Origin of the sequence: Pseudomonas sp. NFXW11, from assembly GCF_049887815.1 — a bacterium.
In the GTDB taxonomy this organism is placed as follows: Bacteria; Pseudomonadota; Gammaproteobacteria; order Pseudomonadales; family Pseudomonadaceae; genus Aquipseudomonas.
Genome location: NZ_JAGEKI010000035.1, coordinates 1 through 13,012, shown reverse-complemented (window position 1 = coordinate 13,012; position 13,012 = coordinate 1). Strand labels below are relative to the sequence as shown.

Sequence of the window (13,012 nt, the reverse complement as noted above, 5' to 3'; positions counted from 1 at the left end):
GCAACTGGAAGGGATAAACAATCGAATAAAGGTCATCAAACGGATGGCGTACGGTTACCGGGATAGCGAATTCTTTTTTATGAAGATCAAGAGCGTCTTTCCCGGTAATCCGTGAAGAACCTTTTTTTTGCCTGCGCCAGCCGATCGAGGTTGAACAAACCCCTGGTGCCTGGGGCACTTTCCTGATGGGAACTTGCTGCGCGACAAATAATTAAGAGAAATATTCGTTTATAAATAAGGAGTATCTGACCTATTTGGTCATAGTCTTTTTTGCCTGATGGGTCGCAAAATTCTTCATCAGGTGGCTTTTTACCGTTAGTCTGCCGACATCTGCTACGCCGACAACCCTACATCAACAAGAGTTGGCCATGACTGACCTGTTTTCCCCGCAAAGGTCTGCCAGTGCGGCGATTCCCGCGTTGGAAGGGCGTTTCTATCGACCTCCGCTGCCCGATGGCTATGTGCCGCGGCCGCGTCTTTGTGAGCGTTTGAGTGCAGGGTTGCAGGGCCGTTTGTTACTGGTCAGCGCACCGGCCGGGTTCGGCAAGAGCTCGCTGGCGGTGGAGTTCTGCCAAGGCCTGCCGCAGAACTGGCAGAGCCTGTGGTTGGGGTTGAGTCGGCGCGACAGCGATCCCGGGCGTTTTCTCGAACGTCTCCTGGCAGGCTTGCAGCAATACTTCCCGCGATTGGGCCGTCAGTCCCTGGGGCTGTTGAAAATGCGCCAGCGCCATCAGCCCTTTGCTTTCGAGGAGTGGCTGGACGGCCTGCTGGATGAGCTGGCGGTGCAACTGTCCGGCGCCACGCCATTGCTGCTGGTGCTGGACGATTACCACCTGGCCCAGGGCCCGGTGCTCGATCGTTGCTTGCAATTTTTCCTCAATCACTTGCCCGATGGCCTGGTGCTGCTGGTGACCAGTCGCCAGCGTCCGGATTGGCACTTGGCGCGCTTGCGCCTGTCGCGGCAGTTGCTCGAGTTGAACGAGCAGGACCTGCGCCTGACCCATGACGAATCCTTGCGCTTGCTGGATCGGCACAGCAGTTCATTGCGCGGCGAGGCACTGGAAAGCCTGATCCAGCGTAGCGAAGGTTGGGTGGCGGGGTTGCGATTCTGGTTGCTGGCCGAGTCCGAGGCGGGAGCGGTGGGGGCCTTGCACCAGGGGCTGCACGGTGGCGAAGGGATGATTCGCGACTACCTGCTGGAAGAAGTCATCGACCGCCTGCCCGCCGAGGTCCAGGCCTTCCTCTATGACACTGCGCCCCAGGAGCGTTTCTGCGCCGAACTCTGTGATGCCCTGCGCGAGACCCATGACAGTGCCGAGATCCTCGGTTTTCTCCAGGCGCACCAGGTGTTCCTGGTGCCGCTGGACGAGCATGGGCACTGGTACCGATATCACCATCTGTTTTCCGACTTGCTGCGCACCCGGCCCGCGGCCAATGCCCTGCTGCCGGCCGCCAGCCTGCACTTGCGGGCCTGTCGCTGGTTCAGTACCCAGGGCTTGCTCGACGAGGCGGTGGAGCAGGCCTTGCGTGCCGGGCATCTGGATGTGGCGGCCAACCTGGTGCAGAACCTGTCGGAAGAGCAGCTGCTGGCGGAGCAGAATGTCGGCATGCTGCTGCGCTGGAAGATGGACCTGCCCGACAGCCTGCTGATCAGCACGCCACGGTTGATCGTGCTCTACAGCTGGGCCCTGGGCCTGGCCTGCCAGCTGGATGCGGCCCAGGAACTGGCGGCGCACTTGAGCCGTTTCCTGCCGGCGCCGTCGGCCACGGCGCAGAAATCGATGCTGGCGCAATGGCTGGCCCTGAGCGGGATCATTGCCCGCGGTCGTGGCCAGCGGGAGAAGACCCAGGCCTATTGCAGCGAGGCCCTGGAAAGCCTGCCGATCAAGCGTTACGGGCAGCGCCTGATGTGCCTTTCAACCCTGTCCAACCTGGCCATTGCCGATGCCGACCTGTGGCGCGCGCGCAATCTCAACCGCGAGTCCCTGGAGCTGGCGCAGCGGGTTGGCAATCCGCTGTTCGAGGCCCTGGCGCACTACGATCGGGCGCGGGTGCTGCAGGCGCGAGGCGAGATATTGCGGGCCCAGGACGAAGTGCACCAGGGGCTGCGCCGGCTGCATGGCCTGTCACCCCAGCGGCTGTATGCGGTACGGGCCCGGCTGACTTTGTACGATGGCTATCTGCTGATCCTGCGGGCCCAGCCCGAGGCCGGGCTGGCGCGCCTGCAGGCCGGCCTGGTGGAGGCCCGGGCCTGTCGCGACATCAGCGTGCTGATCGGGCACTGCGTGATTGCCAGGCAGGGCGGTGTGCAGGGCGAGTTCGCCCGGGCTTTCGCCGAGCTGGCCGAGGCCGAGCGCCTGATGCATATCTGGGATGTACCGCCGATCTACTACTTGGCGATGATCACCCTGGTCAAATGCGAGCTGTGGCTGGCCCAGGGCCGTACCGATCTGGCCGAAGCCTGGCTGGCCCGCCTGGGGCTGACCTATACCGGCGAACAGGGGGCGGCGCCGCCGGAATTCCATCCGCAGTTGCCTTTGCATATCGAGTTGCAGCAGGCGCAGTTGGACAGCATCAAGGGCGACCCGGCCCGTGCCGAGCAGCGTCTGTGTCGTCTGATCGCCCATGGGCAGCAGAGCGGGCGCCAGCTGTTGAGCGTGCTGGCCCTGACCCAGAAGATCCCGCTGTTACTGGCCGCCGGCCGAGGCGCCGAGGCCCGTCAGGACTTTGTCCAGGCCCTTGGGGCAGCGGTGGGAGGCGCCTTGCAGCCCTTCGAAGCCTTGCTCCGCGAGCATCCCGGCTGGGTGCGCGAGCAGTTGCAGGGCAGCGCTCCGAGCGCCTTGACCCAGGCCTTGCTGGAGCGTCTGCCGGCAGGCAGCCGTGAGTTGGCCGAGGGGGGGGGGCATAGCGAGTCGCTGAGTTCCAGGGAGTTGTCGGTGCTGCAGTTGATTGCCCAGGGGTGCTCCAACCAGGAAATCAGCGAGCGCCTGTTCATTTCCCTGCATACGGTCAAGACCCACGCCAGCCATATCAACAGCAAGCTGGGGGTGGAGCGGCGGACCCAGGCAGTGGCCCGGGCCCAGGAACTGGGGCTGCTCGGCTAGCGGGCCAGGTGCTGCTTGCAGTAGTCGGCGAACAGCCGCGCCGGCTTGGTCAACTGGCCACGCTTGAGCCAGGCCGCCACCAGGCCGGAGCCGGTGACATCCTCGACTATGTCCACGCACACCACTGGCTTGCCATCGTAGGAGCATTGCGAGTGGGGCCGGGTGACCAGGATGGAAAAGCCGAAGCCCTGGCCGACCATGCCGCGCACCATCTCGATGGACGGTGAGCTGAAGGCGATCTGCGGCGTCAGCCCCAATTCCTCGAACAGGCTGACGAAGTAGGTTCGGCTGGGTTGCACATCCAGCAGGATCATCGGCTCCAGGCACAGGTCACGCAGCGACACCTGGGCCTGCTGGGCGTAGCGATGATCGGCGGGCAGCAGCGCGTAGGGCCGTTGTGGCGGCATCAGCGGTTCGGTCTCGATGGTGCCGTCCAGTTCGTGTTCGTAGAGGATCACCAGGTCGAAGGCGCCACCGGTCAGGCCCTGAACCAGCTCTTGTTGTTCACCGTCGCGGATACGGATCTCGACCCCGGGATACAGCGCGCTGAAGCCGGCGATCAGTTGCGGCAGGTACAAGGGCGCCACGGTTTCGAAGCAGCCGATATCGATCTGCCCGGCCACCACGTCATTGTCCGCCAGGGCGTTCTGCTCGAACTCCTTGGCCATGCGCAGCAGTTCCTGGGCCTTGCGATAGAAGCGTGCACCACTGGGGGTCAGGGATACGCCGAGGGCGTGATGGCGGATCAGCAACTGCACGCCGAAGCTGTCCTCCAGGCCCTTGATGGCGGTGGAAATCGACGGCTGAGCGATATACAGCTTGCGCGAGGCTTCGGCGACGCTGCCGCATTCCACGGTGGTGATGAAGTACTTGAGCTGACGCAGATTGTAGGTGGCCACAGCGAACCTCGTTGTTTGCCAGGGCGCGGGGGCGGGCCTGGGCGACCCGATTCAGGGCGACCCGATAGAAGCTTGCTGCAAGCAAGTTCTGCACCGGCAAGGCCCCGGCGAGTTTTCTTGTTCTGCAACAATACTCACAAGCACGGCCGGGGAGGGCGGTGGCTAGGCAGTTTTTTCATCGCTTGCGAGCATCTATTTCCTCGTCAACCAAGGCCGGCCCGGCTGGCGTCGCTCAACTGGCTGCGGGGGCTGGGCTGTTGGCAGCGGCAGGTTCCTCTTCGACCGGAGCGGCCTCGAAGTTCAGGGTCACAGTGAACAGTTGCTCCTGCGCCAGCACCTCGATACGCCAGCCCAGGCGGGCGCACAGCTGGCGCATCAGTTCCAGGCCCAGGCCATAGCCGAAGTCGCTGGACGGCTCGACCTTGGTGGCTTCGCGGATGCGGTTGACGATGCGCAGGTGCGGGTGCTCGAAGTGGATCTCGACACTGCCGTCGTCGGCGTATTGCAGGGCATTGCGCAGGAAGTTGCCGACCACGATGCGGCAGGCGGTGACGGGCAGGCGGCAAGGCTCGTTGCTGATGGTGAGCAGCAGTTCGATATCCCGAGTGCCGATCAGGTAGCGCTGCTCCTCGATCAACTCGCCCACCAGGCTGCTCATGTCGATGGCCTCCTCGGGCAAGGCCTCGGGCAGTTCGCGACTCATCCACAACAGGGTTTCGGCAATCCGCTGCATGTTCAGCACCGAGCGCTGGATGCGTTGCAGGGGCGGCGGCAGCACGCCTCCGGATTGCAGGGCCAGCAGTTCGATATTGGCCTTGAGCACCGCCAGCGGGGTGCGCAGTTCATGGCTGGTGTAGCGCAGCAGGCGACCTTCGCGCAGGCTGGCGGCCTGTACCTGCTGCACGCTTTGGGCCAGGGCGTCGGCCAGCATGTTGAACTCCTTGAATCCGAAATTGGGGCGCTCGCCGGACACCGCATCGGCATCCTTCAAGGTCGCGGACCATTGCGCCAGCCGGCCCAGGGGCCGTACCAGCCACCAGACCAGCAGGGCGATGATGATCAGGGCCGGGACGAACACCGCCACGCTGATGAAGTTGACCCCGCGCAGTTCTCGATCCAGGTAGGCATCGGACAGCGGCGTCTCGACCTCGCCTCCTTCTTCCTGATCATGGTCAACGTCGTACATGTATAGCGTCTTGCCGTCGCCCAGGGGCTGGGCCAGGACCGCGCGGTTCTCATCATCGTCATCGGAATCCAGGTCGCCGAACACCTGGACCGCGCCGAACGACAGGCTTGGTGGGGTGTCGAGCATCTGGCGGATCTTTTCCGGCAGCGCCTCCTTGCCGATCACGCTGGTGTAGAAGTAGTTGTGTGGTGGCGGGGTGTTGGGGTCTTTCTTGTAATGCCGGGCGAAGTACTGGGCTTCTTCCTCCATCATTGCGCTGGCGGTATAGAGCAGGCCGCGCAGGCTGTATTCCGGCAACAACAGGCTGTAGATCAGCAACACCACGGCAATCAGCAGCAGGAAGCTGCCACTGATCACCCATTTCAGACCCAGACCGTTACGCATGTGACTTCAACTGTATGCCGATGCCGGGCAGGGTGTGGATCAGCGGCTGGCCGAAGGCTTTGTCCACGGTCTTGCGCAGACGGTGCATATGCACCTTGAGGGTGTTGCTGTCCGGCGGCTCGTCGCCCCAGATGGTGGCTTCCAGGCGTTCTCGGGTCACGGGTTCGGGGCTGGCGCGCATCAGGCATTCCAGCAGGGTCCAGCAGATGGGCGACAGGTGCAGTTCCTGGCCGGCGCGGCTGACCTGGCGGGTCGACAGCTCCATCACCAGGTCGGCCACTTGCAGGCGGCTGGCCTGGCCGCTGCGGCGCAGGCTCAGGGCGCGGATCCGCGCCACCAGTTCCGCCAGTTCGAAGGGCTTGACCAGGTAGTCGTCGGCGCCGGCGGCGAAGCTGGCGAGCTTGTCCGCCAGGGCGTCCAGGGAGGTGAGCATGAGGATCGGGGTCTGGCTGCCGTGCTCGCGCAATTGCTGGCACAGCTGCTGGCCGTCCAGGCGCGGCAGCATGATGTCCAGCAGGATCACGTCGTAGTGCTGGGCGAGGGCCAGGTTAAGGCCGGTCTGGCCGTTGCTGGCGTGGTCGCAGACGATGCCGCTGATTTCCAGGTATTCGATGACGGTGTTGGCCAGATCAAGGTTGTCCTCGACCAGCAGCAGGTGAATATGCACGGAACTGTCCCCTTGGCGCTGATGGGCCGAAGGATAGCGGAGTCAACTGCGCTTCTGTCGATGTTTACCCGCTCTTAACCCGCAGCTTACTAAGCTGGAACCCTTCTCAATTGCGCAGCGTGGCATTGCCATGAACCCGTTTTCGATGGTCAAAGGAATTCTCCTGGCCCTGGTCTTCTTCGGCTTGATGGCCAGTATCCTGCCTTCCCGGACACCCTTGGTGCGACTGGGGGAGGGCGGGCCGCTGAGCTGGTTTCTGATCGGGTACAGCAGCGAAGGGGCAGGGGCGGATCATGTCGTCGCTGCATGCTGACGAGCCGGGCGCCAGCTACACCGATCAACTGGTGTTGTGCCTGGTGCTGATTCTCGGTGTGTCGATTGCCCTGGGGGTCTATATCGTGCGCTTCAATGCGCAGATCGACCGCCAGCGCGAGCTGTCACCGGTGCGCCTGCTCGAGTGCGGCCAGGGGCGTGGGGCCTTTATCGTCGACCCCTCCGGGCAGCGCAGCAGCAGTGACAACTGCTACCTGGTGCTGGAGGACGACTAGTTCGGATACGGGTCTGCGCGCAGAATGTTGCGCTGCGGGTTTCCAGCGCAAGAAACGTGGTTCTTGCGCTGGAATTTCGCCTTAGAGTGCAGGCGTACCGGGGGCTTGCCCGGGTCGTTGGCGGATTGAAGGAGACCTGAGATGTCTTGCGAATTCAAATGGATGGCATCCCCCGTGGGCCAGCTGACCCTGGTGGCGAGGGGGGAGAAACTGGCGGCGATTCTCTGGGAGCACGAGCGGCAGAACCGGGTACGTCTCGGTCCGCTGCGGGAAGCCCCGGAGCACCCGCTGCTGCTGGAGGTGGAGCGTCAGCTGGGCGAATATTTCGCCGGTACTCGCGAGTGTTTCGAGCTTGAACTGGACTTTGCCGGCACCGAATTCCAGTGCCGGGTCTGGCAGGCGCTGCTGACCATTCCCTTTGGTGAAACCCGCAGCTACAGCCAGATCGCCCGGCAGATCGGCCAGCCCAGTGCGGTGCGGGCGGTGGGCGCGGCCAATGGCCGTAACCCGATTTCGATCGTCGCGCCCTGTCATCGAGTGATCGGTGCCTCCGGCAGCCTGACCGGATTTGCCGGAGGGCTCGAGGCCAAGCAGTTCCTGCTGGCGTTGGAGGGCGAGCAGACGCTGCAGTTGGCGTTCTGAGTGAGAGCCGGCGGCGAGCTGTGCCAGAATGCGCCATTGTTTTTCTGGAGCCTGCCCATGGACGCCGCCAAACCCGCCCTGATTCGCCAAACCTTTCCCGTCGGCCCGCTGCAGTGCAATTGCACCATCATCGGCGACCCGCTGACCAAGAAGGCCATCGTGGTCGACCCGGGAGGCAACCCCGAGCTGATCATAGCGCGCCTGGATGCCCTCGGGCTTAAGGTGGTGAGCATCATCCACACCCACGCTCACCTGGATCATTTCCTGGCCTCGGGGCAGATGAAGGAGAAGACCGGCGCCACCTTGCACCTGCACAAGGACGACCAGTTCCTCTGGGACAACCTGGAGATGCAGTGCAGCATGTTCGGCGTGCCCTATACCCCGGTGCCGTCCCCGGACCGCTGGCTGGAGGATGACGAGGAACTGGCCTGCGGATGCGGCGTGGCCCTGCATACTCCGGGACATACCCCAGGATCCATGAGCTTTTGGTTTTCCGAGGCTAAGCTTCTGATTGCCGGCGACACGCTGTTCAAGCGCGGGGTCGGGCGCACCGATTTGTGGGGTGGCGACCAGGCTACCCTGGTGCGTTCGATCAAGCAGCGTCTGTATAGCCTCGACGAAGACGCCACAGTGATTGCCGGGCATGGTCCAGACACCCGGCTGGGTGATGAAATGCGCCAGAATCCGTTCGTGCGAGCCTGATCATTTGCTCCGCCGTTCACGGAATTTTTGCCGTTCTGCGCGTTCCAAAGCCAGCACAGGTCTGTTGCCAACGTCCGCTGCACCACAGAATGCAAAATGTAGGAGTTTCTCCATGTTCACCTCGCGTCGTTTGATTGTTGTCGCTACTGCTGTGGCCTTGTTGTCCGGCTGCGCTTCGCCTAACCCCTATGACAATCAGGGGCAGGCCGACGGCGGCTCGTCGGGCATGAGCAAAACGGCCAAGTACGGCGGCCTGGGTGCCCTGGCCGGTGCCTTGGCCGGTGCCGCCATCGACCATAACAACCGTGGCAAGGGTGCGCTGATCGGTGCTGCGGTGGTGGGTGCTTCCGCCGCCGGCTACGGCTACTACGCCGACCAGCAGGAAAAGAAACTGCGGGCCAGCATGGCCAACACCGGGGTTGAAGTGCAGCGCCAGGGTGACCAGATCAAGCTGATCATGCCGGGCAATATCACCTTCGCCACCGACTCGGCGAATATCGCCCCGAGCTTCTACCAGCCGCTGAACAACCTGGCCAACTCGCTGCGTGAGTTCAACCAGAACCAGATCGAGATCGTCGGCTACACCGACAGCACCGGCAGCCGCCAGCACAACATGGACCTGTCCCAGCGTCGCGCCCAGAGCGTGGCCACCTACCTCACTTCGCAAGGCGTGAGCAGTGCCAACCTGTCCTCCCGCGGTGCCGGTCCGGACAACCCGATTGCCAGCAACGCTGACGTCAATGGTCGCGCGCAGAACCGTCGGGTGGAGGTCAACCTCAAGGCGATTCCGGGTCAGCAGTATCAACAACCCGGCCAGCAGTATCAGCAGCCCTACCAGCAGCAAGGTCAGCAGTACTGATCGACCCGGCTGACACCGGGGCAAGAAAAAGCCCGCCCGATTTGCATCGGGCGGGCTTTTTCATGGCGCCGGCGTATTACTTTTTCAGACCGTATTGCTCATCGAGCATGCCAGGGGCATTCGGCGTCTTTGGCGCGTAGTCCCGTGGTGGTTCCTGGTCCCGTGGCGGGGTCAGGCGTTCCCGTGGTGCCTGTACCGAATCCGAGTGCAGGGCCGCCAGCAGACGCTGGCGAGTCAGTTCGTCCAGGGCCAGACGGTTGGCGCCCTCGGCGAGATGATCCTGCACTTCCTGGTAGCTCTGGGTGAGCTTCTTCACCAGGGTGGCGGTGCTGTTGAAGTGGGTGACCACTTCGTTCTGATAATTATCGAAACGTTCCTGAATATCGTCCAACTGGCGCTGCGTGCGGTTAGGCGCGGCATTGGGCAGCAGGCGAGCGACCAGGAATCCAATGGCGACACCCGCGACCAGGGCAAGAGTCGGCAACAACCAAACTAAGAGCGAGTGTTCCACGAGTCCTTCCTCTATAAACGGCTTTGCTTTACGTTAACGGCTCGAACCTGCGCTGTATACCGCGATTGAATCGCAATAGATTGGCACAGACCATTTGCTAGACGAGTCGACCCCCTTCGAGGTCACGGAGTTCCTTCCTTGCTGATGCGTGAAACCCCTGTAGTGATTGCCGGCCCCGTGGGCCAACTGGAAGCCTTGTATCTGGAGGTGCCCGACGCTCGCGGCGTGGCCCTGATCTGCCACCCCAATCCGGTACAGGGCGGCACCATGCTCAACAAGGTGGTCTCCACCTTGCAGCGCACGGCGCGGGATGCCGGCCTGATCACCTTGCGTTTCAACTACCGTGGAGTGGGCGCCAGCGAAGGCAGCCACGATATGGGCACTGGCGAGGTGGACGACGCCCAGGCCGCCGCCCAGTGGCTTTTGGCCAAGCATCCGCAACTGCCACTGACCCTGCTGGGTTTCTCGTTCGGCGGCTTTGTCGCCGCCAGCCTCGGTGGTCGCCTGGAGGCGGCGGGCGTGCAGCTCAAGCACCTGTTCATGGTGGCGCCCGCGGTCACTCGCCTGCGTGACAGCGACCTGCTGCCGCTGAACTGTCCGTTGACCCTGATCCAGCCGGAAACCGATGAGGTCATCGAGCCGCAGCGGGTGTTTGACTGGTCTGCCGCGCTTGAGCGTCCCCATGAGCTGCTGAAAGTGGCAGAATGCGGGCACTTTTTTCATGGCAAGCTCACCGATCTCAAGGATCTGGTGCTGCCGCGACTCTCGAATTGATAGCAGTCTGATAAGCGATTACCCATGACGACTCGTACCCGTATCCTCACCGGCATCACCACCACCGGCACCCCGCACCTGGGCAACTATGCCGGTGCGATCCGCCCGGCGATTCTCGCCAGCCGCGACAGCAATGCCGATTCCTTCTACTTCCTGGCCGACTACCACGCGCTGATCAAGTGCGACGACCCGGCACGCATCCAGCGTTCGCGCCAGGAGATCGCCGCCACCTGGCTGGCCGGCGGCCTGGACGTGGAGCGGGTGACCTTCTATCGCCAGTCGGACATCCCGGAAATCCCCGAGCTGACCTGGCTGCTGACCTGCGTGGCGGCCAAGGGCCTGCTCAACCGGGCTCACGCCTACAAGGCTTCGGTGGACAAGAATGTCGAAGCCGGTGAAGACCCGGATGCCGGCATCAGCATGGGCCTGTTCAGCTACCCGGTGCTGATGGCCGCGGACATCCTGATGTTCAACGCGCACAAGGTGCCGGTGGGTCGTGACCAGATCCAGCACGTGGAGATGGCCCGGGATATCGGCCAGCGTTTCAACCACCTGTTCGGCCAGGGCAAGGATTTCTTCGCCATGCCCGAGGCGCTGATCGAGGAAAGCGTCGCCACCTTGCCGGGCCTCGATGGCCGCAAGATGTCCAAGAGCTACGACAACACCATTCCGTTGTTCAGCAGCGCAAAGGAAATGAAGGACGCAATTTCGCGGATCGTCACCGACTCCAAGGCGCCAGGCGAGGCCAAGGACCCGGACAACTCCCATCTGTTCACCTTGTTCCAAGCCTTCTCCACCCCGGCGCAGGCCGCCGAATTCCGCAGCGAACTGCTGCAGGGCCTGGGTTGGGGCGAAGCCAAGAATCGCCTGTTCCAGCTGCTGGACGGCGAGCTGAGCGAGTCCCGTGAGCATTACCAACAGTTGATTGCTCGTCCGGCGGATCTGGAAGACATCCTGCGTGCCGGCGCCGCCAAGGCCCGTGCAGTGGCGACCCCGTTCCTTGCCGAGCTGCGCGAAGCGGTGGGCCTGCGTTCCTTTGCCGCCCAGGTGCAAGTGGCTGCCGGCAGCAAGAAGAAAGCGGCCAAGGCGGCACGTTTCATCAGCTTCCGCGAAGACGATGGCAGCTTCCGCTTCCGCCTGCTGTCTGCTGATGGCGAGCAGTTGCTGCTGTCGCGCAACTTTGCCGACGGCAAGACCGCCGGGGCGGTGAGCAAGCAATTGCAGTCGGGGCAGGAGCTGGACCTGCGCATCGAGGGCAATGGGTTCAGCATCTGGCTGGATGACGCCTGCGTGGCGGACAGCCCAGAGTTTGCCGACAACGCCGAACGTGATGCGGCCATCGAGGCTCTGTGGGTCGCGTTGACCCCGGCGCAGGACTAAGCGGAATCTTCCCGACCAAGGGCTGATTGCCATTCCTCAGGGCCGTCGCTAAAGTGACGGCCCGTTTTTGTTGCCTTGCTAACGAATTATGACGCCCCTAGAACGATATCAAGCAGATCTGAAACGCCCGGACTTCTTTCATGATGCGGCACAGGAAACCGCTGTGCGTCATCTGCAGCGCCTGTATGAAGATCTGATTGCGGCCGAGCAAAACAAGCCGGGCCTGCTCGGCAAGCTGTTCGGCAAAAAGGACCAGGCACCGGTCAAGGGTTTGTATTTCTGGGGCGGAGTGGGGCGCGGCAAGACCTACCTGGTGGACACCTTCTTCGAAGCCTTGCCGTTCAAGGAAAAGGTTCGTACGCACTTTCACCGTTTCATGAAGCGCGTACACGAGGAAATGAAAACCCTGGGTGGTGAAAAGAATCCGCTGACGATTATCGCCAAACGTTTCGCACAAGAGGCGCGGGTGATCTGCTTCGACGAGTTCTTTGTGTCTGACATTACCGACGCGATGATCCTCGGCACCCTGATGGAAGAGCTGTTCAAGAACGGCGTGACCCTGGTGGCCACTTCCAACATCGTTCCAGACGGCCTGTACAAGGACGGCCTGCAGCGTGCGCGCTTCCTGCCGGCGATCGCCCTGATCAAGCAGAACACCGAGATCGTCAATGTCGACAGCGGTGTCGACTATCGCCTGCGGCACCTGGAGCAGGCCGAGCTGTTCCACTTCCCGCTGAACGAAGCCTCCCACGAAAGCCTGCGCAAGAGCTTCCGCGCGCTGACGCCGGAGTGCACCCAGGCGGTGGAAAACGATCTGCTGATGATCGAGAACCGCGAGATCCGCGCCCTGCGTACCTGCGACGACGTGGCCTGGTTCGAATTCCGCGACCTGTGCGACGGCCCACGCAGCCAGAACGACTACATCGAACTGGGCAAGATCTTCCATGCCGTGCTGCTCAGTGGCGTGGAGCAGATGAGCGTCGCCACCGACGACATCGCCCGACGCTTTATCAACATGGTCGACGAGTTCTATGACCGTAACGTCAAGCTGATCATTTCCGCCGAGGTCGAACTCAAGGATCTCTACACCGGTGGTCGTTTGACCTTCGAATTCCAGCGCACCCTCAGCCGTCTGCTGGAAATGCAGTCCCACGAGTTCCTGGCGCGGGCGCACAAGCCATAAGCGCGACGTGATGAAAAAAAGGGCCTGCAATGCAGGCCCTTTTTTTAGGTTCTTCACGGATTACCGGGAAAGACGCTCTTGATCTTCATAAAAAAGAATTCGCTATCCCGGTAACCGTACGCCATCCGTTTGATGACCTTTATTCGATTGTTTATCCCTTCCAGTTGCCCCGT

At 62.5% G+C, this 13,012-nt stretch carries 14 protein-coding genes; 9 read left to right on the top strand and 5 right to left on the bottom strand.

Annotated elements, in window-relative coordinates:
- Positions 1-115 (top strand): transposase (locus J4P02_RS30230; RefSeq protein ID WP_143497295.1); only part of this gene is annotated, 115 nt, incomplete at its 5' end.
- Between the two features lie 253 nt (positions 116-368).
- Positions 369-3,104, top strand: coding sequence for a LuxR C-terminal-related transcriptional regulator (locus J4P02_RS30225; RefSeq protein WP_426197359.1), 2,736 nt, complete (start codon positions 369-371; stop codon positions 3,102-3,104).
- Here the strand turns inward: J4P02_RS30225 and J4P02_RS30220 are convergent.
- The 3 genes from J4P02_RS30220 to J4P02_RS30210 form a co-directional block, all read right to left on the bottom strand.
- Positions 3,101-4,003, bottom strand: coding sequence for a LysR family transcriptional regulator (locus tag J4P02_RS30220; protein WP_426197357.1), 903 nt, complete (start codon positions 4,001-4,003; stop codon positions 3,101-3,103). The genes J4P02_RS30225 and J4P02_RS30220 overlap by 4 nt on opposite strands.
- Before the next feature lie 232 nt (positions 4,004-4,235).
- A complete protein-coding gene (locus J4P02_RS30215) occupies positions 4,236-5,573 on the bottom strand; it encodes a sensor histidine kinase (RefSeq protein WP_426197355.1) in 1,338 nt (445 codons plus the stop codon).
- Positions 5,566-6,240, bottom strand: coding sequence for a response regulator transcription factor (locus J4P02_RS30210; RefSeq protein ID WP_426197353.1), 675 nt, complete (start codon positions 6,238-6,240; stop codon positions 5,566-5,568). Before J4P02_RS30210 ends, J4P02_RS30215 begins: the two co-directional genes overlap by 8 nt.
- Before the next feature lie 293 nt (positions 6,241-6,533).
- Here J4P02_RS30210 and J4P02_RS30205 point away from each other — a divergent pair, with 293 nt between their 5' ends.
- From J4P02_RS30205 to J4P02_RS30190, 4 genes are all read left to right on the top strand, one after another.
- Complete coding sequence (locus J4P02_RS30205; protein WP_426197351.1) at positions 6,534-6,788, top strand: hypothetical protein; 255 nt, start codon at positions 6,534-6,536, stop codon at positions 6,786-6,788.
- Positions 6,789-6,929: 141 nt separating this feature from the next.
- The gene (locus J4P02_RS30200; RefSeq protein WP_426197349.1) at positions 6,930-7,430 is read left to right on the top strand and encodes a methylated-DNA--[protein]-cysteine S-methyltransferase; all 501 of its coding nucleotides are present in this window, start codon (positions 6,930-6,932) and stop codon (positions 7,428-7,430) included.
- Between the two features lie 57 nt (positions 7,431-7,487).
- Entirely contained in the window at positions 7,488-8,132 is a 645-nt protein-coding gene (locus J4P02_RS30195; RefSeq protein ID WP_426197347.1) for an MBL fold metallo-hydrolase, read from the top strand.
- 112 nt (positions 8,133-8,244) lie between these two features.
- Entirely contained in the window at positions 8,245-8,991 is a 747-nt protein-coding gene (locus J4P02_RS30190) for an OmpA family protein (protein WP_426197345.1), read from the top strand.
- 76 nt (positions 8,992-9,067) lie between these two features.
- Here the strand turns inward: J4P02_RS30190 and J4P02_RS30185 are convergent, their stop codons facing one another.
- Positions 9,068-9,502 carry a YhcB family protein gene (locus J4P02_RS30185; RefSeq protein WP_426197343.1) on the bottom strand — a complete coding sequence of 145 codons (435 nt, stop codon included), beginning with the start codon at positions 9,500-9,502 and terminating at the stop codon, positions 9,068-9,070.
- 144 nt (positions 9,503-9,646) lie between these two features.
- Between J4P02_RS30185 and J4P02_RS30180 the strand changes: the two genes are divergently transcribed.
- The 3 genes from J4P02_RS30180 to zapE all read left to right on the top strand — a co-directional run bounded on the left by J4P02_RS30180 (position 9,647) and on the right by zapE (position 12,839).
- Positions 9,647-10,276: an alpha/beta hydrolase gene (locus J4P02_RS30180; protein ID WP_426197361.1), complete on the top strand. Its 630-nt coding sequence runs from the start codon at positions 9,647-9,649 to the stop codon at positions 10,274-10,276.
- A 24-nt stretch (positions 10,277-10,300) separates the two neighbouring features.
- Positions 10,301-11,656 carry a tryptophan--tRNA ligase gene (locus J4P02_RS30175; RefSeq protein WP_426197341.1) on the top strand — a complete coding sequence of 452 codons (1,356 nt, stop codon included), beginning with the start codon at positions 10,301-10,303 and terminating at the stop codon, positions 11,654-11,656.
- A gap of 88 nt (positions 11,657-11,744) precedes the next feature.
- Positions 11,745-12,839 (top strand): cell division protein ZapE, encoded by a 1,095-nt coding sequence (gene zapE / locus J4P02_RS30170; RefSeq protein ID WP_426197339.1) that lies wholly within the window; start codon positions 11,745-11,747, stop codon positions 12,837-12,839.
- A gap of 53 nt (positions 12,840-12,892) precedes the next feature.
- On the opposite strand, the gene J4P02_RS30165 is transcribed toward zapE, so the two are convergent.
- Positions 12,893-13,012, bottom strand: a 120-nt coding sequence (locus J4P02_RS30165; RefSeq protein WP_141228961.1) for a transposase, incomplete at its 5' end; no start/stop codon positions are given.

What these genes read in the sequence shown, in the direction of transcription:
- J4P02_RS30200 (WP_426197349.1), top strand. Translation starts at nt 6,930, where the DNA reads ATGTCTTGCGAATTCAAATGGATGGCATCCCCCGTGGGCCAGCTGACC.
- J4P02_RS30195 (WP_426197347.1), top strand. Translation starts at nt 7,488, where the DNA reads ATGGACGCCGCCAAACCCGCCCTGATTCGCCAAACCTTTCCCGTCGGC.
- J4P02_RS30180 (WP_426197361.1), top strand. Translation starts at nt 9,647, where the DNA reads ATGCGTGAAACCCCTGTAGTGATTGCCGGCCCCGTGGGCCAACTGGAA.
- J4P02_RS30215 (WP_426197355.1), bottom strand. Translation starts at nt 5,573, where the DNA reads ATGCGTAACGGTCTGGGTCTGAAATGGGTGATCAGTGGCAGCTTCCTG.
- J4P02_RS30175 (WP_426197341.1), top strand. Translation starts at nt 10,301, where the DNA reads ATGACGACTCGTACCCGTATCCTCACCGGCATCACCACCACCGGCACC.
- J4P02_RS30225 (WP_426197359.1), top strand. Translation starts at nt 369, where the DNA reads ATGACTGACCTGTTTTCCCCGCAAAGGTCTGCCAGTGCGGCGATTCCC.
- J4P02_RS30190 (WP_426197345.1), top strand. Translation starts at nt 8,245, where the DNA reads ATGTTCACCTCGCGTCGTTTGATTGTTGTCGCTACTGCTGTGGCCTTG.
- zapE (WP_426197339.1), top strand. Translation starts at nt 11,745, where the DNA reads ATGACGCCCCTAGAACGATATCAAGCAGATCTGAAACGCCCGGACTTC.
- J4P02_RS30205 (WP_426197351.1), top strand. Translation starts at nt 6,534, where the DNA reads ATGTCGTCGCTGCATGCTGACGAGCCGGGCGCCAGCTACACCGATCAA.